General features: G+C 59.5%; 28 protein-coding genes. 25 read left to right on the plus strand and 3 right to left on the minus strand.

What is annotated here, in order from left to right:
* Positions 1-5: 5 nt before the first annotated feature.
* The 14 genes from AC1DD5_RS12695 to AC1DD5_RS12760 all read left to right on the plus strand — a co-directional run bounded on the left by AC1DD5_RS12695 (position 6) and on the right by AC1DD5_RS12760 (position 11,044).
* A complete protein-coding gene (locus AC1DD5_RS12695) occupies positions 6-533 on the plus strand; it encodes an aromatic-ring-hydroxylating dioxygenase subunit beta (RefSeq protein WP_477521640.1) in 528 nt (175 codons plus the stop codon).
* Between the two features lie 49 nt (positions 534-582).
* On the plus strand, positions 583-1,962 hold the full coding sequence (locus tag AC1DD5_RS12700; RefSeq protein ID WP_477521641.1) for an aromatic ring-hydroxylating oxygenase subunit alpha: 1,380 nt from the start codon (positions 583-585) through the stop codon (positions 1,960-1,962).
* A gap of 38 nt (positions 1,963-2,000) precedes the next feature.
* Complete coding sequence (locus tag AC1DD5_RS12705) at positions 2,001-2,648, plus strand: isochorismatase family protein (RefSeq protein WP_477521642.1); 648 nt, start codon at positions 2,001-2,003, stop codon at positions 2,646-2,648.
* The gene (locus AC1DD5_RS12710; RefSeq protein ID WP_477521643.1) at positions 2,645-3,925 is read left to right on the plus strand and encodes an NADH-ubiquinone oxidoreductase-F iron-sulfur binding region domain-containing protein; all 1,281 of its coding nucleotides are present in this window, start codon (positions 2,645-2,647) and stop codon (positions 3,923-3,925) included. The genes AC1DD5_RS12705 and AC1DD5_RS12710 overlap by 4 nt, the downstream gene beginning before the upstream one ends.
* A complete protein-coding gene (locus tag AC1DD5_RS12715) occupies positions 3,909-4,103 on the plus strand; it encodes a ferredoxin (RefSeq protein ID WP_477521644.1) in 195 nt (64 codons plus the stop codon). The genes AC1DD5_RS12710 and AC1DD5_RS12715 overlap by 17 nt, the downstream gene beginning before the upstream one ends.
* A gap of 82 nt (positions 4,104-4,185) precedes the next feature.
* Positions 4,186-4,959, plus strand: a complete 774-nt coding sequence (locus AC1DD5_RS12720) for an SDR family oxidoreductase (protein ID WP_477521645.1) — start codon at positions 4,186-4,188, stop codon at positions 4,957-4,959.
* Positions 4,960-4,979: 20 nt separating this feature from the next.
* Positions 4,980-5,993, plus strand: a complete 1,014-nt coding sequence (locus tag AC1DD5_RS12725) for a 2,5-dihydroxypyridine 5,6-dioxygenase NicX family protein (protein ID WP_477521646.1) — start codon at positions 4,980-4,982, stop codon at positions 5,991-5,993.
* 3 nt (positions 5,994-5,996) lie between these two features.
* Positions 5,997-7,139: a DODA-type extradiol aromatic ring-opening family dioxygenase gene (locus AC1DD5_RS12730; protein WP_477521647.1), complete on the plus strand. Its 1,143-nt coding sequence runs from the start codon at positions 5,997-5,999 to the stop codon at positions 7,137-7,139.
* A 1-nt stretch (position 7,140) separates the two neighbouring features.
* Entirely contained in the window at positions 7,141-8,025 is an 885-nt protein-coding gene (locus tag AC1DD5_RS12735; protein WP_477521648.1) for a carbon-nitrogen hydrolase family protein, read from the plus strand.
* Complete coding sequence (locus AC1DD5_RS12740; protein WP_477521649.1) at positions 8,022-8,315, plus strand: hypothetical protein; 294 nt, start codon at positions 8,022-8,024, stop codon at positions 8,313-8,315. Before AC1DD5_RS12735 ends, AC1DD5_RS12740 begins: the two co-directional genes overlap by 4 nt.
* Positions 8,316-8,324: 9 nt before the next feature.
* Positions 8,325-9,134: a GntR family transcriptional regulator gene (locus tag AC1DD5_RS12745; protein WP_477521650.1), complete on the plus strand. Its 810-nt coding sequence runs from the start codon at positions 8,325-8,327 to the stop codon at positions 9,132-9,134.
* A gap of 102 nt (positions 9,135-9,236) precedes the next feature.
* Positions 9,237-9,992 (plus strand): maleate cis-trans isomerase family protein, encoded by a 756-nt coding sequence (locus tag AC1DD5_RS12750; protein ID WP_477521651.1) that lies wholly within the window; start codon positions 9,237-9,239, stop codon positions 9,990-9,992.
* A gap of 371 nt (positions 9,993-10,363) precedes the next feature.
* Positions 10,364-10,534, plus strand: a complete 171-nt coding sequence (locus AC1DD5_RS12755; RefSeq protein ID WP_477521652.1) for a hypothetical protein — start codon at positions 10,364-10,366, stop codon at positions 10,532-10,534.
* 177 nt (positions 10,535-10,711) lie between these two features.
* Positions 10,712-11,044 carry a DUF7674 family protein gene (locus AC1DD5_RS12760; protein WP_477521726.1) on the plus strand — a complete coding sequence of 111 codons (333 nt, stop codon included), beginning with the start codon at positions 10,712-10,714 and terminating at the stop codon, positions 11,042-11,044.
* Between the two features lie 3 nt (positions 11,045-11,047).
* Here AC1DD5_RS12760 and AC1DD5_RS12765 read toward each other — a convergent pair whose 3' ends face one another.
* Together AC1DD5_RS12765 and AC1DD5_RS12770 are read right to left on the minus strand one after the other, a co-directional pair.
* Positions 11,048-11,515, minus strand: coding sequence for a hypothetical protein (locus tag AC1DD5_RS12765; RefSeq protein ID WP_477521653.1), 468 nt, complete (start codon positions 11,513-11,515; stop codon positions 11,048-11,050).
* The gene (locus AC1DD5_RS12770; protein ID WP_477521654.1) at positions 11,512-11,901 is read right to left on the minus strand and encodes a hypothetical protein; all 390 of its coding nucleotides are present in this window, start codon (positions 11,899-11,901) and stop codon (positions 11,512-11,514) included. Before AC1DD5_RS12770 ends, AC1DD5_RS12765 begins: the two co-directional genes overlap by 4 nt.
* Before the next feature lie 147 nt (positions 11,902-12,048).
* On the opposite strand from AC1DD5_RS12770, the gene AC1DD5_RS12775 reads away from it, so the two are divergent.
* The 8 genes from AC1DD5_RS12775 to AC1DD5_RS12810 all read left to right on the plus strand — a co-directional run bounded on the left by AC1DD5_RS12775 (position 12,049) and on the right by AC1DD5_RS12810 (position 16,866).
* Complete coding sequence (locus tag AC1DD5_RS12775; protein WP_477521727.1) at positions 12,049-12,348, plus strand: DUF4193 domain-containing protein; 300 nt, start codon at positions 12,049-12,051, stop codon at positions 12,346-12,348.
* Positions 12,349-12,493: 145 nt separating this feature from the next.
* A complete protein-coding gene (locus AC1DD5_RS12780) occupies positions 12,494-12,676 on the plus strand; it encodes a YegP family protein (RefSeq protein ID WP_477521655.1) in 183 nt (60 codons plus the stop codon).
* A 430-nt stretch (positions 12,677-13,106) separates the two neighbouring features.
* The gene (locus AC1DD5_RS12785) at positions 13,107-13,370 is read left to right on the plus strand and encodes a DUF6924 domain-containing protein (protein ID WP_477521728.1); all 264 of its coding nucleotides are present in this window, start codon (positions 13,107-13,109) and stop codon (positions 13,368-13,370) included.
* Complete coding sequence (locus tag AC1DD5_RS12790) at positions 13,252-13,512, plus strand: DUF6924 domain-containing protein (RefSeq protein WP_477521729.1); 261 nt, start codon at positions 13,252-13,254, stop codon at positions 13,510-13,512. The genes AC1DD5_RS12785 and AC1DD5_RS12790 overlap by 119 nt, the downstream gene beginning before the upstream one ends.
* 282 nt (positions 13,513-13,794) lie before the next feature.
* Complete coding sequence (locus tag AC1DD5_RS12795; RefSeq protein WP_477521656.1) at positions 13,795-13,938, plus strand: hypothetical protein; 144 nt, start codon at positions 13,795-13,797, stop codon at positions 13,936-13,938.
* Between the two features lie 99 nt (positions 13,939-14,037).
* Entirely contained in the window at positions 14,038-14,352 is a 315-nt protein-coding gene (locus AC1DD5_RS12800) for an FG-GAP-like repeat-containing protein (RefSeq protein ID WP_477521657.1), read from the plus strand.
* Between the two features lie 137 nt (positions 14,353-14,489).
* Positions 14,490-14,870 (plus strand): GNAT family N-acetyltransferase, encoded by a 381-nt coding sequence (locus AC1DD5_RS12805; protein ID WP_477521658.1) that lies wholly within the window; start codon positions 14,490-14,492, stop codon positions 14,868-14,870.
* A 316-nt stretch (positions 14,871-15,186) separates the two neighbouring features.
* Positions 15,187-16,866, plus strand: a complete 1,680-nt coding sequence (locus AC1DD5_RS12810) for an FG-GAP-like repeat-containing protein (protein ID WP_477521659.1) — start codon at positions 15,187-15,189, stop codon at positions 16,864-16,866.
* 474 nt (positions 16,867-17,340) lie between these two features.
* Here the strand turns inward: AC1DD5_RS12810 and AC1DD5_RS12815 are convergent, their stop codons facing one another.
* Positions 17,341-18,165, minus strand: a complete 825-nt coding sequence (locus tag AC1DD5_RS12815; protein WP_477521660.1) for a FadR/GntR family transcriptional regulator — start codon at positions 18,163-18,165, stop codon at positions 17,341-17,343.
* A 157-nt stretch (positions 18,166-18,322) separates the two neighbouring features.
* Here AC1DD5_RS12815 and AC1DD5_RS12820 point away from each other — a divergent pair, with 157 nt between their 5' ends.
* The 3 genes from AC1DD5_RS12820 (at position 18,323) to AC1DD5_RS12830 (ending at position 20,993) form a co-directional block, all read left to right on the plus strand.
* Entirely contained in the window at positions 18,323-19,282 is a 960-nt protein-coding gene (locus tag AC1DD5_RS12820) for an ABC transporter substrate-binding protein (RefSeq protein WP_477521730.1), read from the plus strand.
* A gap of 123 nt (positions 19,283-19,405) precedes the next feature.
* Positions 19,406-20,116: an ABC transporter permease gene (locus tag AC1DD5_RS12825; RefSeq protein ID WP_477521661.1), complete on the plus strand. Its 711-nt coding sequence runs from the start codon at positions 19,406-19,408 to the stop codon at positions 20,114-20,116.
* Positions 20,117-20,126: 10 nt separating this feature from the next.
* The gene (locus tag AC1DD5_RS12830; protein ID WP_477521662.1) at positions 20,127-20,993 is read left to right on the plus strand and encodes an ABC transporter permease; all 867 of its coding nucleotides are present in this window, start codon (positions 20,127-20,129) and stop codon (positions 20,991-20,993) included.
* Positions 20,994-21,025 lie beyond the last annotated feature (32 nt).

Genomic DNA, 21,025 nt, shown 5'->3' on the forward strand with positions numbered 1-21,025 from the left:
GAACCATGCAGGAACGCCGCCCACTTCCCAGCGGTAGTCCCCAGCATCTGGACGTGGTTGACTTCCTCACTTTGGAAGCCGAATTGCTGGATGACCTCAAGGAACGAGAATGGCTGGAGACGCTGGTCAGTAAAGACATCGTCTACCAACTGCCGCTGCGGCAAACGGTAGAACGGGCCCGAGGCACGGGCATCGTAGACGGTAGTTTCCACCTGAACGAAAACTACGGCTCCCTGCAGACCAAAGTGGCTCGGAATGAGACTCCCTACGCCTGGGCCGAGGACCCACCCTCCCGGGTTCGGCACTTTGTGACCGGCATTCGGGTCCGGATCGATGAGGATCCTGAACTCTTCTACGTGCGCAGCAATGTGTTGATCTACCGCACCAGGCAGGAACAAACTACGCCTCAGATACTTTCCGGGGAGCGTCGGGACGTTCTTCGCAGAGAAGCCGGGGAGCTGAGACTTCTCGAGCGCGTAGTGAGCCTTGACCTGACCGTTATAGGCACCCACAACCTTGCCCTGTTTTTCTGATTCTTCCAATCAATCAATTTTTTGCCCGCGCAGGGCAATAGGAGCAACAATGACCAGTGCTGAACGGCCTATGTCCGCAGACGTGGACCGCCTGCTGACCCAGCTTGAGCAGGGCCTGCCGGAGGGGGAGGTACCGGCATCCATCTTCGGCAATTCTGAGCTTTACGACGCCGAGTTGCGCAAGATCTTTGGGCGCTGCTGGGTATTCATGGCCCACGAGTCCGAGGTTGCAGCCAATGGTGACTACACCGTCCGCAAGATCGGCGAAGACAATTTCATCGTCTCCAGGGACGAGGAAGGCGAAATCCACGTTCTCTTCGATGCTTGCCGACACCGCGGGGTGCAGGTGTGCCGTTCCGATTCAGGCAACAGCTCGCATTTCCGGTGCCCCTACCACGGGTGGACCTACGCCTCGGACGGCGCACTTGTAGGTGCCCCGCTTTGGAAGAACGCTTTCGGTGGCATGGATAAATCCAAGAACGGACTTTCCAAGGCTGCCCAGGTCCGATCCTTTCACGGGCTGATCTTTGCCACGTTGGACCCCTCCGCACCTCCGCTGGAGGAGTACCTCGGCGGCATGGCCTGGTACCTGGATCTGATTTTCGGCCTCGACAAGGACGGTCTGGAGATCCTGGGCGCACCGCAGCGTTTTGTGGTGGACGCAAACTGGAAGTCAGGCTCAGACAACTTTTCCGGTGACGACTACCACCTAGGTACACTCCACCGCTCCGTCTGGTCCATCGGCGCGTTCCCGGTGCCGTTTAGCGAGAACATGATGGGTTATCACGTTCAGGCTGCCAAGGGGCATTCTCTGTCCTTTTCCATGGCTGAGGATGCCAACGAGCCGGGCCCCAACTTCTTCGGTTTTCCGGAGGATCTAGCTCGGCGTTTTGACACCTCCCGGATTAGCGAAGAGCAGCTCGAAATTGCCCGCCGGGCACGCGTGTTCGTGGGCAATGTCTTCCCCAACTTTTCCATTCTGGCACTGCCCATGTCTGAGGACGGGGCTAACCACGCGCCCACAGGGGTGCTCACCATCCGTACCTGGCAGCCCAAGGGACCGGGTCAGATCGAGATCTGGAACTGGTTCCTGGCATACAAAAACATGACCCCGGAACAAAAGGACCGTGCCTACAGGGCAGGGCTGGGCACCTTCTCCGTCGGAGGCTCCTTTGAAATGGATGACACCGAACCCTGGATCACAGTGGCCCGGACAGGGAGTTCCGTCGCCGCCGAAGTACTTGACTTCTCACTGAACTACCAGATGGGGATGCCGGGTGTGGGCATCGCCAGCAAGGTCGATGACTGGCCCGGGCCGGGCATTGCGTACTGGACCCGATATGAAGAAGGGGTTCAGCGAAATCTGTATCAGTATTACGCCGAGATGATGCGCGCCAAGCCCGGCGAATGGCCGGAGAACACACTGTGACGGGCTCTGTTCCAGCGGTCCAGGTTACGCAGGCAAACTTGAGCGACGACTTCATCTGGGCGGACGAGATCCACGAGCGCTACCGCAACTTCGGACTCGCGGGCAGGTTGCAATTGGGGGACCGGCCCGCCTTGGTCATCGTTGATCTCCAAACCGGATTCACCGACCCGCAGTGCGGGCCCGGCTTTGACCTTGACGATGTCGTCGCTGGCACAGCCCGGTTGCTGGCTCAGGCCCGGAGCCAGGGGTTGCCGATCTACTTCACCACCATTGCCTTTGACCAGGACCAACTAGCGTCCTCCGTTTGGCTCGCCAAAATGCCGGTCATGAACGTGTTGTCGGCGGGCAGCGGCTGGGAACGGATCGATGCCCGAATTGCTCCTTTGAAGGGCGAGGTCGTGGTGACCAAGCAGGCGGCCTCGGGCTTCGCCCGCACAGATCTGGCCGATCGTTTGCAGGCCGACGGCGTGGACACCGTCATCCTTTGCGGGGCGACCACTTCAGGATGCGTGCGGGCCACGGCCGTCGACGCATGTGCGCTTGACATGCCGACTTTTGTCGTACGCGATTGTGTCGGCGACCGCGAACAGCGTCCCCACGACAGCGCGCTGCTTGATCTCGACGCGAAATATGCCGATGTGGTGTCCATTGAGGGGGCCCTGGCCATGATCGGAGACACGCGATGAAAACCGCAACCGCAATTAGTCCGCTGGTGCGGGCACCGGAGTCGATTGGCGCCGCGCTGATTCTGCCCGGCGGGCCGGGACGCTTGGTTGTGAGTGAAGCGGAGTCCTCAGGCTGGGGACTGGCCGAGGAACGGGCGCTCGGCTATTTCAACCATCAGGGCACGGATCTCATCGAAAAGCTACAGGCTGCAGGGCTGCGCGGCCGTGGCGGTGCCGGCTTCCCAGCACACATCAAATGGCGTGGCGTGGCCTCGGCGACAGGTGACAAGGTTGTCGTCGCCAACGGGCATGAGGGAGAACCCGCATCAGCCAAGGACCGTTGGCTGTTGACCCGTCGTCCGGAACTTGTGATTGACGGATTGCTTTTGGCTGCCCGCGCTGTCGGAGCAGCCCGCGCCGTCGTCTACGTCTCCCACCCCGACAGCATTGCTGGAGTCCGGCAGGCGATTGCCGATGTGGAGGACGCCGGACTTGTTCCGGACGGTGTGCGGCTGGAATGTTTCGTCACCGGCAGGGCCTATGTCGCAGGCGAGGAATCCGCAGTGTGCCGGGCCATCAACGGCGGGCCGGCGCTGCCGACGTCGAAGCCCCCAAGACCCTTCGAAAGCGGAGTCGACGGGCTGCCCACGCTGATCTCGAACGTCGAAACCCTTGCGCAGGCCGCCTGGATCGCAGTCCATGGGTCCGAGGCTTTCCGAACCGTCGGAACCGCCGAATCAGCCGGGACCGCACTCTTTACACTCGCCTACCCTGCTGCGGGCACCGTGGTGTGCGAGGCTCCGCTGGGAACCACGGTCGGCGATCTGTTCGCCAGTATGGATGTGCGGACTGAACAATTTGGCGGACTGCTGATGGGCGGCTGGTTCGGCGGCATCCTTCAGGGTGATCTGGATTCCCTCGCCTGCTCCTACGAAGACGTCGCGGCACGAGGCAGTGGCCTCGGTGCCGCCTGCCTGACCGGGCTGGGCCCCGACACGGATGTTGTGGCTATCGCCGCCGAACTCGCCAGCTGGTTCCAGCAGGAGTCGGCAGGCCAATGCGGTGTCTGCATCAACGGGACGAAAGCAGTTTCCCTAGCACTTGCCAAAGCCGCCGCGGGCACCGCGGCGCAGGATGACCGGGACAACCTGCTGCGGTGGGGTTCCAGCTTGTCGAATCGCGGCGCATGCGCCTTCATCAACGGGTCCGCCACGCTGGCCCGCAGCGTCGCCGTGGAAATCAGCAAGCGAGCAGCAGCCGCCCCAAGCAAGGAGACACAGCATGCGTCTGAACATTGATGCCACCAAGTGCCAGGGCTATGGGGCATGCGTGGACCTCTGTCCGAGCGTCCTCGACATGGACGACTGGGGTTACGTGTCCACCATCGGCGACGGAATTGTTCCTCCCGGTGAAGAGAAGGCCGCCCGGAAGGCCGCCCGCCTTTGCCCCGAGGAAGCGGTCCAGCTCACTGAATAGCTTCTCGCAGACCGTGCCAGAGCAAGGACATGCCAGGAAAAGCCAAAGCGATATTGATCGAGCGTGTAAAAAAGGAGCTCAAGTGGATCTCGAACTTGCGGGAAAAACGGCCCTGGTGACGGCGGCCTCCCGCGGCATCGGCAGGGCCGTGGCCTGTCGGCTGGCCAATGAAGGCATGACCGTGGTAGCCGGTGCCCGCTCTGCGGACCGACAAGAGGAAGAACACGGTACCGGCAGAATCCTGCCCCTGTTCAGTGATCTGGCAGACAAGACCGCCACTGAAAAGCTGGTCGCGAGCGTCGTTGATGCCCATGGCCGGCTGGACGTTCTCGTCATCAACACTCCCGGGCCCGAAATCATGCCTGTGCTGTCGACCAGCTGGGATGACTGGGCTGCTGCACACGAGCTGTTGCTGCGTCCCGTAGTTCAGTTGGCGCTAGCCGGTGCCGCGCAGATGCGGGAACAAGGCGGCGGAACAATCGTCCTGCTTTCATCGACCTGGGTCCGCCAGCCTGCTCCGGGAGGTGTCTTGTCCTCGTCCTACCGCTCGGCGGCTTCGTTAATGCTAAAGACGCTGTCCCGCGAAGTGGCTGGTGACGGCGTCCGCGTCCTGCAGGTCATGCCGGGCGCAACCAGCACTGAACGGATGCAAAACATCGTTTCTGCCAAGGCAGCAGCTCATGGCAGCTCCAACGAGGCCGAAATCGCAGAAATAGTCGCTGCCATCCCGCTGGGGCGGTGGGCCGAGCCGGAGGAAATTGCCGACGTCGTAGCCTTCGCCGCCTCGCCGAGAGCCGGCTTCATGACCGGATCCATCTTAACGGTCGACGGCGGAGCCGTCGCGGCCGCCAACTAGAAAATGAATGAGGAAAACCCATGCCCAGAACACTGACTGAAAACTTCGTCGAGCAGTTCCGGCTGTGCAAAGTCACCCCAGGCGAGACCATCGGAGTCATTGCCGAGCTCGGCCAGAAGCAGAGCTATGTGGAGGCAGCGGTGGCAGCCGCCCGTCAATTGGGTGCCAGCGCGCTGGTGCTGCACGCTTCCAGCCTCTCCAGCCCGATGCTGCCGCCTTACGAAGCAGACGGGCGCGAAGTGGCCGCTCTTCTTGCCGCCGCCGGAGAATGCGATTTCGTCGTCGATGTGACTGTTGGTGGTCTTATCCATTCCGACGTCCGGACGCGAATCACCGGCAACGGCAAGCGCATGCTCTTCATTGCCGAGCCCAATGACGTCTTGGAGCGCCTGATGGGCGGGCCGGAACTGCGCACGGTCGTCGAAACGGGCGGCCAAAAGCTCAGGGCCGGTAAGCTTTTGCATGTGACCAACGGCGCCGGCACGGACTTGACGGCGGACATTTCCGGAGACGATCTGCCGATTACCCATCAATGGGGTTACGTTGACGAACCGGGCCGCTGGGACCACTGGCCCAGCGGATTCGTCGCTTGCTTCCCCCGAGACCGCACAGCGGAGGGGCAGATCGTCCTCCAGCCAGGCGACGCGCTCATTCCATGGCAGCGTTATGTTCGCGAAACTGTCACCCTGACTGTGGAAAAGGGTTTCATCACCGAGGTTCAGGGCCAGGGAGCCGATGCTCATCTGCTGCGGGACTACTTTGACAGCTGGGAAGACCCCGAAGTCTGGGCCTTGAGTCACATGGGCTGGGGAGTTCTGCCCAGGGCCCGCTGGTCTGCGTTCGACGTCTACGATCCGCGGAGCCTGTACGGCCAGGAACTGCGCTCCACGGCCGGCAACTTCATGTGGTCCACAGGTTCAAACCGCTTTGCCGACCGCGAGACTCCGGCGCACCTGGACGTTCCCATGCGAAGCTGCACGGTTGAAATCGACGGCGTTCCCGTTGTCACGGGCGGCAAGCTGGTAGGGGAGTAGGCCATGCGTTCAAAGCTGGAGAAGGCCATCCTGACCCTGGCCCGTGACGCGGATCTGCTTGCACGAATCAAGGCTGAACCTGAGAGTGCCTCGGAACTGTTGGGAATTGACGCCTCCTGGGCGAAGGCCATTGTTAGCGGCAACCGCGACCGGTTGCGCTCGGCCGGCGTGAACGACGGCATCACGATTCTAGTGGGCCGCTGGTTCGGCGACGACCTGACGGACGCGGGAAGCAAAGGCACCTTTGTGGTGGATGAGGAGTCACCTCTTCCACACGCTGATCTGCCACGCGGACTCGTATTCGCTGGCGGATGCTCGCATGTGCCGGACCTCTTGGCCAGACCGGAAATTGATCCGGCCGAGGGCGTGGAGCGTCTGCTGGAAGGGTACCGACGCCTAGGCGCGGACCTCGCGGCTGCGAATCCCGAGGTCGTGTTGGTAACTGCCGATTGCCACTTCCAGAGCTTCGACACCGGCCACATTGTGATCGGAAACGGCAGCAAGCACGTCGGCTCGATGGAGTTCTTCAAACGTCCGGATCTGGACCTCAAACTGGAAGGTCAGTCGGAACTTGCCGCCAAGATGGTCGACGCCGTGCGCGCTGCCGGCCTGGAAGTGGAAGTGTCGGGGCAGGTTGACCTGGACCACGGTTTGGTTGTGCCCCTGCGGCTAATCCTGCCTCGCGCCGACATTCCGGTGATCCCCATCATCACTCAGCCTCACCGCAGTTACTCGCCTTTCACGGCACGGGAATTCGGCAAGGCTTTGCGCACCGCCATCGACGAGTCAGGCCTGCGCGTGGCCATGCTGGCCACGGGTGGTCTTTCGCACTGGCTTGATCCGGGCAAGTTTGGCCATGTGGACCCTGAATTCGACACCTATATCCTGCAGATGTTGCAGGCTGGCCGCGGTCTGGACCTTGGCTCCTTCGAACCATATCCGCTGCTGGATCATGGCCAGTACGAGTTCATGAACTGGCTAATCATGCTCGGCATAGCGGGCCCTGGGGTGCGAGGTGAGGTGTATGCCTACGAACCGATGGAAGCCTCCGGCGGCGGCTGGACGGTTGTGCGGATGGATCTGGAAGCAGCAGGACTCGATGTGGCCGCGGTCTCCGCGGGCACGGCCGAGAGGACCGGGGGCTGATATGGGCGGCGGACTGAAAGTCGGGCTGACCCAGTGGCACGCCACTGCCGACATCGAGGCAAATGTGGCAATCGCCGTCGAGCTGATTGGGAAAGCGGCTGCAGAGGGCGCTTCCCTGGTCGTTCTGCCGGAGAACGGGCTGATGCTCGGAACCAACACCCAGATGCGTGCTCGGCTGCTTTCCGAAAGCTGTGTGGAAGTGAAAGCCGTCTGTGCTGCCGCGGCTCAAAGCAATGTAACAGTTGTTTTGGGCGGCATGAAAAATGCCACCGAAAGTGGCGTGTATAACTCCGCTCTCGTTATCAACCGACAGGGCGAAATCGCGGGACGCTATGACAAAATCCACCTCTTTGACGCGAAGATCGGCGGCCGTTCATTCGAAGCCAGCAGCGTTGAGCAGGCTGGGTCCACGCCTGTGCTTTTTGAGCTGGACAGTGTGCCCATCGGATTGACCATCTGTTACGACGTGCGGTTCCCGGAGCTGTACCGCGAACTTGCGGTCGCTGGCGCCCAGGTCATCCTGGTACCGGCCGCGTTCACGTATCAGACGGGTTCCGCGCACTGGCAAACGCTGCTGCAGGCCAGAGCGATTGAGAACAGCTGCTACATTATTGCCCCGGCAACGGTGAGGTCGGAGTTGGGCGCTGGTCATGACGACTTCGAAAGCTATGGTCACGCTCTGGCCGTTTCGCCGTGGGGCGAGGTGATCACGGACCTTGGAATGGACAGCCCCGCAGTGCAGGTTGTGGAGCTGGATCTAAGCAAAGTGGATGCCATCAGGAGCTCCCTTCCGGTGCTTGCCGGGCGCAAACCCGAGGTATACGCGGCTCCGCTCCGGACCATCGTTCTTCCCGGCAATCCAGGAGAAGGCAAGGAGAATTCATGAGTTCCGGTGAGGAACCAGTGGACGAGCCTGACGGCATGGCATCGGCAGGCACACCCCACAGGCGCATGGATGGTGTCATCAAGACGGGCGAAGCGATCGGGATCGGGAACGAGTTCTCCGGAGTCGTGGTCCGGAAAGTCTGGACTCGCAATGGCGAACGCCTCGAAATCCGCGTTCCAAGAAAAGGCTATTATATTCTGTTGGACGCAATGCAGTTGGAGATTATGGCGGCACAAAAGCCGCAGGAATTCACCCGTCTTTTCCAGCGACAGTTTGGTTCTGAAGACTAGGGGAAATGGATGACACAGCTCAAACGGCCGGGAACGGCAGTGGACGACGCGGTGGACACGATCCGGGAACGGATCATTGCGGGGGTTTATGCCCCCGGGTCGCGGATTTCCCAGCAGGAGCTTGCGGCTGAACTTGAAGTTTCCCGCACGCCCCTTAGGGAGGCTCTGCAACGTCTCGTAACCGAGGGGCTTCTCATCAGTCAAACCAACAGGGGAATGGTGGTGGCTCCATCTTCGCTGAGCGAAGTGGAGGGTTCTTACGCTCTGCGCCTGCTGGTTGAACCGGCGGTCACCTCGGCGATCGTCTCCACCGTTACCGACGAGCAGGTTTCCAAACTGGAAGTGGCGCTTTCCAAAATGGAACAGTCGGGGGTCTCAACCAGGATCTTCCAGGAAGCGCACGCGGATTATCATGCGGTACTTCTGGAACAATACCCAAAATCCGCCTCCGATCTCGTCAACCGCTTGCATCAGCAGATCTACCGCCACCAGAGGCTCTATTTCTCCCGTCCGCTGGCGGTGGCCGACTTCACGGAGCTCGACAGAGTCTTCCTCGACGCGGTTCGACGTCGGGACGGAGAGCTGGCCCGCCGGGTCCTGGAAATGCATTTGCTCGACGCCGCTGTCGGCCTGCTGCTGGAAGCCGACCCTGAATACCGTTTTGAGGCGTTGGCGGTCAGCCTGCGCGCGATGCAGATCGAAGTGGACGGCCTGCACGAACTGGACTCGCATAGGCCCGCTGCTATGCGGTGGACCAACACCGAGGCGCCGGGATTACCTGACATGACCACTTCCAACCTGGTCTTCACCAGGGCCTGAGCGGGCGGGTCGTTCAGAACCCGCCCGCTCCCACGCGTCTTTTGCCCTGTTCGAGGGCATCACTGTTCATGCCCTCTTCAGGGGGACAACGAGAGGTTTACCATGCAAAAAAATCGAGTCGGCCTGATTGTGCCGAGTTCCAACACCACGATGGAAACGGAGATCCCTGCAATTCTGGCAGCCCGCAGCGAGATTCGGCCCGAGACGTTTACGTTTCATTCTTCCCGAATGCGGATGAAGCACGTCACGCCGGAGGAACTTACGGCGATGGATGCCGACTCCCTGCGGTGTGCAGCTGAGCTTGCAGATGCCCGGGTTGATGTTATGGCCTACGCGTGTCTGGTGGCCATCATGTCCCAGGGCACCGGCTACCACCGCGAATCGCAGAAGAAGCTTGCCGCCGTCGCTGAGGACGTGGCCGGCTCCGCCGTACCTGTCGTGTCGTCGGCAGGAGCGTTAGTGGAGGCTTTGCAGCATCTGCAAGTGAAGAAGGTCGCTGTGTTAGCCCCATATGTCAAAGAACTGACGGCGACCGTCTGCGACTACATCGAGTTCGAAGGAGTCGAAGTGGTCGATTCAATCAGCTTGGAAGTGTCGGACAACCTGGCCGTCGGCCGCCTGGATCCACAGCAGCTCATCGAGCTGGCGCATCAAGTCAAGACCTCCGACGCCGAAGCGCTGGTTCTCAGTGCCTGTGTGCAGATGCCATCGCTGGCGGTGCTGGACATCGTGCAGCAGCAGTTCGACATTCCGGTGCTTTCCGCGGCGTCGGCCACCACGTGGCGCATCCTCAAGGACCTCAAACTGGATCCCGTGGCTCCTCGCGCCGGACGACTTCTGGCTCCGGCCGCAGGGTAGTTGTATTACCCAGAGACGTTAGTGATAATGGGCGTCTTTTTGGGCATGAAGAAGTACTGACCCCTTAGCGACCGGCTGTTCTGACGGGTTTCGATGAACTGCTCCGGCCCGCTGCGCAGGCATGGCGGAGCTGCCTTCGGATCCAGAGCACGCTCCGCGGGAATGCAAGACCCAACGCGACGGTTCCTGGGCCTTCAAACGCAGGTACCGCCGCGAAGGCGAGATGCCAACCAAACTGCGCGATGACCCATCGAGCACCTTGTACCGGTGCAAAGGACACTGCGGGCATCTGCATATTGTTCAATCAAGGATCGATCTGACGCAAGAATCACACCCCGTACTGGGGGAGATCTGCGCTTATGGATCTCTTGGTGAAGTCCAGAGGCAAGGCTACTCACCGGCAGGTGACTGCTGTCGCGAAGATCCGGCTTATCCGGCTCAAAGAGCTCGAAGATCCTGCCACTGAGCGCGTGGACCTGGATGCCTTGTTCAAAGTCATGGCTGTGTACCGGCTCCGGCTGTCGGCAGTGTTCCCAAAATAGAAGAGGGGACAGGCACGAACTCATTGTTCCTCAGGGATATACTGCCTGTGATTCGTGAGAGGCAGTGAAATGAATTGGCGTCAAGGGCGCGATGAGCCCATGGAGCCCGCCCATGACCTGCGCAGATCAAGGCTCTGAAGGGAGGTTAATATCCCTCAGCGCGACGCTAATGCTTTGATGCGGGAGCTGATTGCAGAACGCGATTATCTCCGGCTACTCTACGACGAACACATGGAGGACAACGACGGTGAATTGTTGGCTCACCTTTTGATGGCCGATATTTGCAGATGGGTCATTGCGCAGCGAGAGGCTGATCCGATCCGGGTTCTGCAGCTTCTGTTGTGGCTGGAAGCGCATCTGGAAACCCTAATGCAGAGCCAGGACCCCGTTGATAACGTGATCTGTGCTTCATTCATCGAGCACTTGCCGTTGTCCTGGGAACCTGGTTCTGAGGTTCTTGGCCTTCTGGGTCCGAAGATGAAAGCCGTCTACAATCAGATCTTCCTGTAGGCGCTACTGGCTTTTTGTCAGTACGTAGTTATCGTCCACGATGTCCGGGAAATTGATGTAGAGGACCAACTGCACTGTGCCATTCTTTAGTTTTTCCACGGCGAGATTGCGTAGCGTTCGCGTGCCGTTAGACCCTGGCGAGGGCACAAGGATTTCCACCCCGGACTGATCTTCGAATTCTTGTTCTCCTTCGGACAGCCGCGGTATGAACCCCCACGTCCCCGACGACGTCACAGGCAGCTTGTACAAGTCCGATCTGCTGAGGCTGTCAAGGGGAAAATCCGTGATGACGAGACTGTTGTCAGTATGAAGTTCGATTTCGGCAGGTGGACCCCACATGCCCTGCGTGCTTTCACTGGCTGAGTAGCTCCAGGTTCCGATCACGTCATCGCGTTTGGCTTCCGGCATTTTCGCGCAGCCAGCCATGGTCATTAGCAGTATGGCCACAGTGAACGCGCCTGCGGCCTTCACGACATCTTTCCAAGGACGGTGGTTGCGACCTCGCATGGCATTCTCGCCTTGATTGTTTGCACGATGTCCTTCATGTCGCCGAATAGCTCCGGCGTGGACAACTCGAACAGTGAGTTCGCCAGAAAGTCGTGATCCTGGGGATCGAGCGCAATGTCATCAAGGCTGTGTACCGTCTCAGCCCAGGAAGTGAGTTCGTCGTTGCCGATCAACGCTCGCTGGTAGCGGTCGAGTGCAAACGCAATATCAAGGGTTCTCAGTGTCACCAGATCCTGCGCGGATGGGCCCTCAAAGCCAGCCAAACGTGCGATCATGTCGCTGACAGTGGCTCGAAGTTCAACAAGATCCCGTAGCACTGCTTGTCTGCCCACATCGCCGGTTGCTTGCATGCCCCCATCGTAGGGTGTGGTCTCCCGGACGGGGAGAGTCGGGCTGCCGCTCCTCACCGTAAGGTGCGCCTTGGCTGAGCGGAATTTTCCCGCCATCGTGTATGTTGCAGGTCGAAGATCCACCAAATGAGGGAGAAAACGAACAAAGTGGCAGCTGATTACGACGAGGTCCGGTCCGACGTCAAGGAATCCCAGGAGAGCTCGCTTGATGCCCTGAAGTCAGCCAATGCGCCCGATGCACGCAGTGTGGTTCTGGAGCTCGACCAGGCCGATGGCCTGGACCAGGACGGTCCTGGCGGCGAGATCATCGCCGAAGAGCTCATCGTCCAGGTGATTCCGCCGGCAGCCGACGAGTTCACGTGTTTCTCATGTTTTCTGGTCCGGCACAGGTCCCAGATTGCACGCGAAAAGGATGGCCATGCCTACTGCGTCGAGTGCGAGGGCTAGACATCCGCTGCTGACGAAGTAGCGATGCTAAAAGCGCTCCTCATGTTCCAGCCCAAATGCAATTCCAAGCGATTAGGATGACGGTGTTCAAGCATTTCGCCGGTACGTTCACCTTGGGGGTGGCATTGTTGCAGGAGGATCACGCATGGCAGGTAAGTACGAAATCTATTCAGACAAGTCCCAGGGCTTTCGTTTTCGACTGAAGGCTGGAAATGGCGAGGTCATAGCCACGAGCGAGTCGTATTCAAGCAAAGCCGCTGCTCAAAAGGGCATCGACTCAGTCAAAGCGAATGCACAGTCCGTTGTCGTGGATCTCACTGACAAGTAGCGCTCGAAGCTGAACCATCAACTCTGATTACCCCGGTCCTCACAGCCTCCGGGGTAATTTTTTTGGGGACACCCTCAGAGTGATGAGTCTTTGATGAGGATACGTGTCCACCCCGCTGGCGATACATCCGTCGGCGGCTGCCTGTTGGCTGGAGCTCTTTAGGAGCAGCCGGGATAAGCGCACTGGACGCCGGTGACATCAGCTCCAGACAAAGTTCCGTCGCCCAAACGCAACGAACGCGAAGGCGCAGCTGGTATTGCTGCCATCGGCGGCAGACCGAGGAGCAGGGAGCTTGCTCGACTACCTCGGCTCCTCTTGGCTGGCATACCGGGTATTCAGGAGCCCGAAGTAGGTGCGCGGTGCTGGAATGATGACACGGCGCGTGCGGAGGGGTGGCAGACGGTATCTGTGTTTCGATAACGTCATGTTGATGCTTCCAAGCACGAAGGAATCCTGCCTGGTGCGCACTACCTTCACCGACGACGAGGTCTGGGCAGATCTGCTCTTCGTTGTTTTTACGGAGAACGAAGACGGATTCCGCGTTTATGTGAGAGTGGTTGATGACAAGGTTTGGGATGGCGCCAGCTGGGGGGCAAGTCCGTCAGGCTGCTCTGGCAGCCAACGACAAGGCGTCGGTCCTTTTCATAGTGGATCGTGCTGCTCTGGAGATGGGGTATCCGATTCACGTTGTTGATCTGGACGAGCAGTCGCGTCAGCCGTTTCGTTGCATCGCGCGTGAACTCTGGGGAGTCGAGAACAACCTGAACATATCCAATATGGACTGGGAAGAGTTCGCAGAGCGCACAGACGACGGCGTGTTTAGAGGCTTTTCCTGACCGTCCTCGCGCCTATTACTACCCCCGTAGTTAACTGGCCGCACTTCTATTCGTGAGGGGGAGTGACCCGCGCCAGTCTGCGAGGGTGATGCGAGCCTGCCGTGGGACTGCTGAAGATTTTCCCTGACGCTCACGCTTTTGGGGCGGCCAGCAGGTCGCGGAGTGACTCCGCTGCTGCAGTCAGTTCTTCACCGGGATCTAAAGTGAGTTCTCGGCGACTCGTGGCACAACTTCATCCAGATCTGATGGGACTGGGACGTTGTCTATTCTGATCTCCTGGTTGTGGAAGACAACGGGGACCAGTGGGTCTATGAGGGCAAACCCAATTGGGAGAGCCAGCGGCTCACCATTGGCCATACCATGATCCCGGATGCTGATGCCCTGCTCCTGCCGGGAGACTGGGACGGTGATGGCTACGCCGACTGACTGTATCGGAATACCGACGGCGGACTGCACGTACGTGGAGGGCTGAAGGAGGGCGGTGGACCTCCGTATAGCGCCCAGATCGGGTGGGGATGGAACGTCATGACGTCCAACTTCAGCGGCCACGACTTCAGCGGTGATGGCGCAGCAGACATCATCGCCAGAGACGCACAGGGCAATCGGTGGCTCTACCCAGGCAACGGGGTTGGAGGGTGGAAGCCGCGGCTTCAGATCGTGTGGGGCTGGCAGGTCATGGACTTGATGGTGGCTCCAGGCGATTTTGACGATGACGGCTTTGGCGATGTCATAGCCAAGGACCGCGCTGGTGCCTTTTGGCTTTACCCGGGCAACGGCAGTGGAGGCCTCACGTTCGCCGGGCGCCACGTCGACGTCATCCCATCCAAGCTGCTGGGATAAGGAAGACAACATTAGGGGCGTTCAGACGAATCGTGAGGGGGACGTTGCGCCAGCATTACCTGACTGCCGGCATCGACATCCCTTGAGGAGTAGTCCCTTGGAGCAAACAAAAGCAAAATTCTTAGAGGTGCAGCGCTATGACGGTTAGGCGACGTCTGGGTTATTGGTGGCGCTTCAGGAGCCTGAATTGGAGACTTTTCCTCCTGGGTTCAATTCTTGGCACAAGTGGAGCTGTGGTCCTCAGCGCTACGCACAATATAGGGCGCTTCAGTATCGCGTACGTTCCGTGGGTCGTGATCTGGGATGGTCATGTACACGCATTTATCGAAGACACACTGGTGGCGAACAGGGCCCGCCGTCAGGGCATCGGGAAGCGACTCCTCTCCGTTGTAACGGAGCAATCAAGGCAGGCAGGCTGCGAATGGCTTCATGTTGACTTTGACGAGCACCTTAAGACCTTCTACCTGGAGGCATGCGGTTTCCGTCCAACCAATGCTGGTCTGATCCAACTTCGCTAGTTGGATCAGGATGCTAGCTGGCTACCCATCCAATGAGCCCCAGAAGGTCGGCCGCAATGTCCCTGGTACTAGGGCCGTCCTTGCCGGAACAGTCACGCCGCCGCCGTCCCAATTCCTAGAAGTGCACCCACGACTGAGAGAATTCTTCGCTCGTCATGACAGGCATCGGAATGCGTACAGAGTCCAATACAAAAACAGCCAGCGAAGACGCCGGTATTTCCCCGATGCATGTCCAGACCACTTGCCGGAAAGTGGGCCTGGACATATTGTCTGAGCAGGATGAATCGGTGCGAAATCCTTGGGGGAATGATGTCGCATGATGTTGGCTAGGCGTCTGGCTCGTATCAGCATTGCTCTGGTTATCACGCTCTCTTTCTCTGCCGCTGCTGTCTGGGGCAGTAACGTCGCCGTGGCCGCTCCTGAGGTGAGCGACTGGCTCGAGGTTGGCGACTCCGCGTACGCGGTTGCCTATGACCCGACGACACGGACTCTCTTTGTGGGAGCCGACGGAGCTATCTCCGTTATGAAGGACGGCGTCACGGTGGGCAAGATCGCCGTGGCCACGGGGACTATGTCGGTGAATCCGTTGACGCACACGCTGTACGCGCTCGACTCAACACACAACACTGTCGCGGTCATCAACGGAACAACCGTGACGGCCACCATTCCGGTTCCTGAGGGGTCTCAGGATCTGGCACTGGACCCCGGTGCCGGAAAGGTCTACATCGCCAACGGAATGGCGGGTGTGACCGTCATTGAGGGCGATAAAGTCACTGGCACGATCGCCTTGAAGGATGAAGGATACGTGTGGTCGATCGCCGTGGACACCTCCACGCACGCAGTGTATGCAGGGAACTATTCCAAGGGCGCGGTTTCGGTCATTGTCGATGGCATCGTCACGAAAACCATCCCGGCGGCCAGCGGTTGGTCAATTGCTGTCGATTCGGTAACCCATGACGTCTATGTGCCGGCTGAGTTCCTCAGGAAAGTCGTGGTGATCAACGACGGCGCGGTGGTGCGCACGATTGATGTTCCGTTGTATCCCCGGGATGTTGCGGTGGATTCTTCAACCCACACCGCGTACGTGACAAGCCCGGGTCCCCACCTGGTGTCCGTAGTTCATGGCGGCGCGGTGTCCTCTGTTGTTTCGTTCCACAAACCAGGTCGACCTGTCGTGGATCCGGTATCACACTCTGTCTATGTCCCCTCGCCGGTCGGCGCGGTGGCTGTCATCCGGGACCCTTCAAACCGGGACTTCACCTCGGACGGTCGAACGGACGTGGTGGCCCGTGATGGTGACGGGGCCCTTTGGCTGTACCCCACGAATGGTTCAAGCGGCTGGCTTGGCCCTGAACGCGTGGGCCAGGGCTGGAACGCCATGACAGCCATCATCGCCGGTGGTGACTTCAATACCGATGGCCGCGCGGACCTGCTGGCCCGGGACACGGCTGGGTTGTTGTGGTTGTATCCGGGGGACGGGGATGGCGGCTGGCTTCCGCGCATCCAGGTCGGGCAAGGCTGGCAGTCGATGACGGCCCTTTTCGGTGCGGGGGACTTCGACGGCGACGGCTTCCCCGACGTCCTGGCCCGGGACCCCGGCGGTGTGCTGTGGCTATATCCAGGCGACGGGACCGGCGGCTGGTTCCCCAGGATCAAGGTCGGTCAGGGGTGGAATGGCATGACGACGGTCCTTGGCGCTGGTGACCTGAACGCGGATGAGGAACCTGATGTCCTGGCCCGTGACGCGGAGGGCTTGCTGTGGGTATACCCGGGCGACGGTGCCGGGGGTTGGCTTCCACGGTTCCAGTCAGGGGTAGGTTGGAACTCCATGAGCGCCATCACGGTCCCCGGTGACTTCAACGGCGACGGTAGGCCGGACCTGCTCGCAAGAGATAACGACGGCTTGCTGTGGCTCTATCCGGAAGCCGGTGACTACGGCTGGATGCCAAGAGTCCAAGTAGGGCAGGGCTGGAACGTCATGAACGCCATCGTCTAGGGCCACCCCTTCATTCCCCGAACCTGTCCCGACGTAGGCAAGTGATAGTGGACTGGTCGGGGGCATGAGCGCCCAATCCAATGGTGTTGGGATGCTTGCAGAACGGCTATTTCCTGAAGTGACAGAAAAGTGTAGTCATCGGTCGCGGAGCTATAGAAGCTGGGCGTTGAACAGGCGGCCGCGCTGCCACTAGTGCTGAATGGCTTGGTAGAGCTACCGTCAGACGCGCAGTCCGAAGAGCAGCCCTATCGGTCAGTTCGGCCAGTCTTGTAATGAAGGACATCGTCGTGTTGCAAGGTGACCACTTGTCGGCGACGTCCTGCGCTAGATTCGTTGCAGGATATGGCAAAGAAACGCGGCGACATGACATCAAGTATGCATCCAAGTTTTGGCGAGTTCGATGGCCAACGGCTGCCCTTCGGATTACACCGCTCCGGATAGGGCCACTCGAGAGGAGGCCTCTTTAGACGGTCCCTACCTGGTTGTGATGAGGGCGGAAATGAGCGCAGCAAATCTTTCATCCGAGAGCTTTGATCCAGGGCCCGTTTCGAGGGCACTTGTCTCCAAGAGATCAATGGCGCCCGCGTGGTACTTGCGTACAGCTTGAACAACAGCATCATGATTCTTCTGGGAGATGGCCTGTATTATGGCCTGCCTGTCTTCGTACGCGTTTCCGGTTAGGGTCCGCCAGAACTGCGCGTCGTCTGGAAACAGATCGCTCTCAATGCGGTCGAGTAGTTGGATGAGAAACCCCCCGAAGACTCTCAGGAGTGGTTCGTGGGCGCATGCCAGCAGTGCGGTGAGGAAGGATACGACTCCGTCCAAGATCTCGCGGGAAGTGGAACCGCTGGCCACTGCATTGTTTGCTTCGCTGAGCGCCTGGAGGTTCTCTGGCGTGGCTCTTTCCACAGCTAGGGAGGCGGCTTGCTCGTTGATGAGCGCTAGCAGTCGAAGCACTTCGCTGATTTGCACACCCTCCATTTGCATGGCTGTGACCAGCGACGACCTTACAAGGGCACTGGTGTCTTCGACAACATAGGTGCCGCTTCCATGGCGCACCTCCACGAGGCCCATTACTGCCAGCGCGCGGATGGCCTCCCGAATAGTGGAGGGGCTTACGCCGTAGGTGCTGGCCAGGTCCCGCTCAGTCGGCAAGCGCGCCCCCTTACTGATCTTCCCGGTTGCGATGAGCCCGCGCAGTTCTTCGACAATTCGTTCCGCGGTGTTGGTGCTTCTTAGGGTGCTGGTACCTGACAGGCTGACTGCTGGTGGACGCGAGGCCGCTCTCGAGGTAGGCATGCTGCAAGAATAGCGCACCCAGTCACCCGGTGACTTAACTCACATGATCGGGTACGGTGGTGTCAAAGTCACCCAGTGACCTTGACTCCTTGATTGTCCATGAGGATACTTGAGGCCAACTTGAAAAACACGATGGAGTGTGTCTTCGATGAAAAATATGGTTCTTTCGACGTCCCTGGCCGCGTTGGCTCTTTTTGCAGTCTCGGCTTGCGGGGCAGATCCGGCGCCGACCGCAACCCAGGCGGGAGGTCCAACCTCCATAACTGTAGGGGTGAGCCCATCCACAGCTTCAGCAGCCGTATATCTTGCCGCTGAGCAGGAATTCAAGGAGCAGGGCCTCGACGTGAAGACGGCCACTATCCAGTCCGGGGCTGAGGCAATTCCCCGTCTGCTGAATGGAGAGTTGGCCTTCGCCTTGGGTGACGCCGCCGGCACCATGACAGCAGCAGCAAACGGAGTAGGCATAGTGGCTTCCGGTGTTGCCACGACTTCGCCCTCCGATCCTGGCAAGGACTATTCAGGCATCATCGCTGCCGACCCTGCCATCACCAACGTAAAGGCCCTGGAGGGGAAGGCGGTTGCGGTAAACCAGTTGAAAGGCATTTCCGAGCTCACTGCTCGTGCTGCCATAGAGAACCAAGGTGGAAACTCGGCAGCTGTCCAATTCGTAGAATTGCCTTTTCCGCAGATGACCGAGGCCGTAGCTACAGGCAAGGTCAGCGCTGCACTCTTGGTTGAGCCCTTCTTGTCCGGAGCTAAGGCCAACGGTCTCCACGTAGTCATAGCGCCGCAAGCATACGCAGTCGCCGACCTGCCGTCGACCATTTTCGTCTCGTCGTCGCAGTTCGCCTCGGCCCACCCCGAAGTTGTTAAGAAATTTCAGGCTGCCATGAGCAAGGCATCAACTCGAGCGAATGCTGACGCAGCTGACACACGCCGAATCACGGCCACTTACACCAAAATTGCCCCGGAAGTCCTGAATGTCATCACGCTGCCCATCTATGCCGAAGATGCAGCCGACACTTCGGGAATGCGGACACTGGCAGGGCTCATGAATAAGTACAAGCTTCTGGACAATCAGCCCGACCTCAACACTCTCCTGCTCGGCGGGAAATAGGGCTGGAGGCCAGGCATGGTTCTGAAGAATTCGAGTAGAACAAGGACATCCTTGTCCATAGGGCGCGGTCAGGGCGTCGATTGGAGAAGGCCCGTCCTGAGAGCTCTTGCATTCGCCCTCTTTATGGGTCTTTGGGAGGTGCAAGCCCTGAGGTTCGGGCCCGGGATTGTTCCTTCACCGGCGGAGGTCGGTACGGCTCTGGTCCGGCTCCTGCCCGAGCAGGATTTCTGGGCCGCCGTGTGGGCGACAATCAGTGGCTCCATTATTGGACTAGCTATTGCTGCAGTTCTGGCAGTTCCTCTCGGGATGTTGGTAGGCGCGAGTCCCTTCTTTGGGGCCAGCACACGCCTTTCCGTAGATTTTCTCCGGACAATCCCACCAGTCACACTCATTCCCCTGATCGTTCTCCTATATGGCCCAAGCGCTTGGATGAAGATTGTCCTCATTGTTTTTGGCTGCATATGGCCGCTCTTTGTGCAAGCTACGTACGCCATACGCGAAGTGGACCCTGTTCTTCGTGATTTCGCGCGTGCTTTCCGCTTGCGGACACGGTTCCTGTGGCTGAATGTTCTGCTGCCCAGTTCGGCGCCGTTTCTGTTGACAGGGTTTCGAATTGCCAGCACGATCGCGCTGCTGCTGGCGGTCGCCGCTGAACTCATCGGGAATGCACCTGGAATCGGGCGTGAGATCACCTTGGCACAAATGGGCGCGCAAGTACCTACAGCTTACGCCTACGTCGTGATCGCCGCGCTTCTCGGTGTCGCGGTCAACCTTGGGACGGGCCTCGGTCAGCGCAAGGCTCTTTTTTGGCATCCGTCTGTACGTGGAAGGTGAGAGAACCATCATGACAAATAGGACAGAGCGAGGTTTTCTTAGGGCAATGAAGGGCCTATTGCTCGAGCTTTGGCTACCTGTGATCGCGGTGGCTCTCTGGCTGGCGATTAGTGCATCCAGCAAGTCGCCCTTCTTTCCGCCTTTGCAGACGATCCTAACGAAGGCAGTAAAAGTATGGATCACAGATTCACGCCTCACAAGTGACCTGGTCCCCAGCCTCCTGAATCTCCTGATGGGCTATGGGATCGCTGTCCTTGCAGGAGTCCTGATCGGCACAGCTTTAGGGCTGATGCCCATGGTTCTTGAAGCGATAGAACCCGAGCTGGAATTTCTGCGCGCGGTTCCTGCCGTTGCAATACTGCCGATCGCGATCATAGCTATGGGTCTCGGGGACGACATGAGAATTGCTGTCATCGCCTTCGGGGCGGTGTGGCCAGTCCTGCTCAATACCATCGCGGGCATCCGCGCGCTCGATCCCGTAGTGAAAGATATGAGCACAGCGTTCTCGCTTTCAGCTGCAACGAGACTGTTCGTCGTGCGCCTTCCGTCTGCTGCTCCGCAAATCTTCGCTGGTGCGCGAACAGCGCTCTCGATAGCAGTGGTTCTGATAGTCGTCAGCGAAATGACAGGGGCCCACCGCGGCGTCGGATACTTCATTTTGGCGGCCCAAAGGAACTACGCCATCACGGACATGTGGACCGGGATGCTGGTCCTCGGGATCCTCGGCTACTTGCTGAATCTTGCCTTCAGAATTCTTGAAGGCCGCCTGTTGCACTGGCACCCCAGCTATCGAACGCAAAACCAGTCGCGGGGAAAGGTTGTGTCGCCAAAGACTGCACTTAGCCAGCAGGCCACGACAGGAGCTGTCACCTTGTGAATCAGACAAAAGCTACCAGACCGATCGGAATT

The organism is Paenarthrobacter sp. 10L420 (assembly GCF_056395385.1).

Coding starts and splice junctions, on each gene's coding strand:
- AC1DD5_RS12695 (WP_477521640.1), top strand. CDS start 6: ATGCAGGAACGCCGCCCACTTCCCAGCGGTAGTCCCCAGCATCTGGAC.
- AC1DD5_RS12700 (WP_477521641.1), top strand. CDS start 583: ATGACCAGTGCTGAACGGCCTATGTCCGCAGACGTGGACCGCCTGCTG.
- AC1DD5_RS12710 (WP_477521643.1), top strand. CDS start 2,645: ATGAAAACCGCAACCGCAATTAGTCCGCTGGTGCGGGCACCGGAGTCG.
- AC1DD5_RS12715 (WP_477521644.1), top strand. CDS start 3,909: ATGCGTCTGAACATTGATGCCACCAAGTGCCAGGGCTATGGGGCATGC.
- AC1DD5_RS12725 (WP_477521646.1), top strand. CDS start 4,980: ATGCCCAGAACACTGACTGAAAACTTCGTCGAGCAGTTCCGGCTGTGC.
- AC1DD5_RS12730 (WP_477521647.1), top strand. CDS start 5,997: ATGCGTTCAAAGCTGGAGAAGGCCATCCTGACCCTGGCCCGTGACGCG.
- AC1DD5_RS12735 (WP_477521648.1), top strand. CDS start 7,141: ATGGGCGGCGGACTGAAAGTCGGGCTGACCCAGTGGCACGCCACTGCC.
- AC1DD5_RS12740 (WP_477521649.1), top strand. CDS start 8,022: ATGAGTTCCGGTGAGGAACCAGTGGACGAGCCTGACGGCATGGCATCG.
- AC1DD5_RS12745 (WP_477521650.1), top strand. CDS start 8,325: ATGACACAGCTCAAACGGCCGGGAACGGCAGTGGACGACGCGGTGGAC.
- AC1DD5_RS12750 (WP_477521651.1), top strand. CDS start 9,237: ATGCAAAAAAATCGAGTCGGCCTGATTGTGCCGAGTTCCAACACCACG.
- AC1DD5_RS12760 (WP_477521726.1), top strand. CDS start 10,712: ATGCGGGAGCTGATTGCAGAACGCGATTATCTCCGGCTACTCTACGAC.
- AC1DD5_RS12770 (WP_477521654.1), bottom strand. CDS start 11,901: ATGCAAGCAACCGGCGATGTGGGCAGACAAGCAGTGCTACGGGATCTT.
- AC1DD5_RS12780 (WP_477521655.1), top strand. CDS start 12,494: ATGGCAGGTAAGTACGAAATCTATTCAGACAAGTCCCAGGGCTTTCGT.
- AC1DD5_RS12785 (WP_477521728.1), top strand. CDS start 13,107: ATGCTTCCAAGCACGAAGGAATCCTGCCTGGTGCGCACTACCTTCACC.
- AC1DD5_RS12790 (WP_477521729.1), top strand. CDS start 13,252: ATGGCGCCAGCTGGGGGGCAAGTCCGTCAGGCTGCTCTGGCAGCCAAC.
- AC1DD5_RS12800 (WP_477521657.1), top strand. CDS start 14,038: ATGACGTCCAACTTCAGCGGCCACGACTTCAGCGGTGATGGCGCAGCA.
- AC1DD5_RS12805 (WP_477521658.1), top strand. CDS start 14,490: ATGACGGTTAGGCGACGTCTGGGTTATTGGTGGCGCTTCAGGAGCCTG.
- AC1DD5_RS12810 (WP_477521659.1), top strand. CDS start 15,187: ATGATGTTGGCTAGGCGTCTGGCTCGTATCAGCATTGCTCTGGTTATC.
- AC1DD5_RS12815 (WP_477521660.1), bottom strand. CDS start 18,165: ATGCCTACCTCGAGAGCGGCCTCGCGTCCACCAGCAGTCAGCCTGTCA.
- AC1DD5_RS12820 (WP_477521730.1), top strand. CDS start 18,323: ATGGTTCTTTCGACGTCCCTGGCCGCGTTGGCTCTTTTTGCAGTCTCG.
- AC1DD5_RS12825 (WP_477521661.1), top strand. CDS start 19,406: ATGGGTCTTTGGGAGGTGCAAGCCCTGAGGTTCGGGCCCGGGATTGTT.
- AC1DD5_RS12830 (WP_477521662.1), top strand. CDS start 20,127: ATGACAAATAGGACAGAGCGAGGTTTTCTTAGGGCAATGAAGGGCCTA.